Here is a 1,679-nt window from a genome sequence, read left to right on the forward strand (position 1 = left end):
GCATGATCCAGCGCAAGCGGATGAGAATGCGTACGCCATTGGCGTAGGCGTGCGACAGCCTGTCGAAGCCGGTGTTGAACCAGCGGAACGGAGCGAACTGCGTCTCGCCGCGATGCCGCAGGAAGGCCGCGCTGAGCGCGGGACTGAGCGTCAGCGAGTTGAAGGCCGAGATGCCGACGGAAATCGCCACCGTCAGCGCGAACTGGTTGTAGAGCTTGCCGGAGACGCCGGGAATGAAGGCGACCGGCACGAACACCGCCATCAGCACCGCGGTGGTGGCGATGATCGGTCCGGTGACCTCGCGCATTGCGGCCTTGGTCGCCGCAAGCGGCTTGAGCCCGGCCTCCAGCTGTCGTTCGACATTCTCAACCACGACGATGGCGTCGTCGACGACGAGGCCGATCGCCAGCACCATGCCGAGCAGGGAGAGCATGTTGAGCGAGAAGCCGAGCATCTCCATGACGACCAGCGTCGCCACCAGCGACACCGGAATGGCGATGGTCGGGATGATCGTCGTGCGCCAGCTTTGCAGGAAGAGGAACACCACGGCGACGACCAGCACCAGCGCTTCGCCGAGCGTGATCAGCACGTCATGCATCGACGCCGAGACGAAGCGCGTCGTGTCGTAGTGCATTGCATAGGACACGCCCTTCGGGAAGCGGCCCGACAGCTCCTGCATCTTGTCTTTGACGCGCTGCTGCAGATCGAGCGCGTTGGAGCCGGGCATCTGGTAGACGGCGAGCACCACGGTCGGGTCCTTGCCGAAGAAGGCCGACGACGAATATTGCAGTGCGCCGAGCTCGATGCGGGCGACGTCGCGCAGCCTGACCAGCGAGCCGGTGTCGGTGTTGGCGCGCACGACGATGTCGCCGAATTCCTTTGGATCGCTCAACCGGCCGACGGCGTTGACCTGCATCTCGAAGGCGGTGCCGGCGGGTGCCGGCGATTGGCCGATCTTGCCGGCCGCCACCTGGACATTCTGCTCGGCGATGGCGTTCTGCACATCGACCGCGGTGATGCCGAGATTGGCGAGCTTGTCGGGATCGAGCCAGACGCGCATCGAATAGCGCCGCTCGCCGAAGATCTGCACATCGCCGACGCCGGGCAGGCGCTTCAGCGGATCGACCACCTGCAGATAGGCAAGGTTGCTCAGCGCCACCGGATCGACCGAACTGTCGGGCGAAGTCAGGTTGACGATGAGGACGAAGTTCGGGTTCTGCTTCTTGATCGTCACGCCGCCCTGGTTGACGATCGCCGGCAGCGACGAGGCGGCCTGCGAGACGCGGTTCTGCACGTCGACGGCGGCGGTGCTCAGCGAATAGCCGACATCGAAGGTGATGGTGATGGTCGAGGAGCCGTCATTGGAGCTCGTCGACGACATGTAGGTCATCCCCTGCACGCCGTTGATCTGCTGCTCCAGCGGCGTTGTCACCGTATCGGCCACCACTTGCGCGCTGGCGCCTGGATAGTGGGCGCTGACCACGACCTGCGGCGGCGTGATGTCGGGAAACTGCGAGACGGGCAGCAGGAAATAACAAATCGACCCGGCGAGCACCATGATGATGGCGATCGCCGAGGCGAAGATCGGACGGTGGATGAAAAAGTTTACCACGAGACGCAAGCCTCCCCGGCTGCTCTTGCCCGCCCGAAGGCGCTGGCGACGCTGGACAGTCTTTGAC

1 protein-coding gene is annotated in these 1,679 nt (G+C 64.4%); it reads right to left on the reverse strand.

Features of this window, described 5'->3' with window-relative positions; all coding sequences use genetic code 11:
* On the reverse strand, nt 1-1,612 hold a 1,612-nt coding region (locus tag EN750_RS33155; RefSeq protein ID WP_145968150.1), incomplete at its 3' end, for an efflux RND transporter permease subunit.
* Nucleotides 1,613-1,679: the final 67 nt, after the last annotated feature.

Origin of the sequence: Mesorhizobium sp. M7A.F.Ca.ET.027.03.2.1, from assembly GCF_003999175.1 — a bacterium.
Lineage (GTDB): Bacteria > Pseudomonadota > Alphaproteobacteria > Rhizobiales > Rhizobiaceae > Mesorhizobium.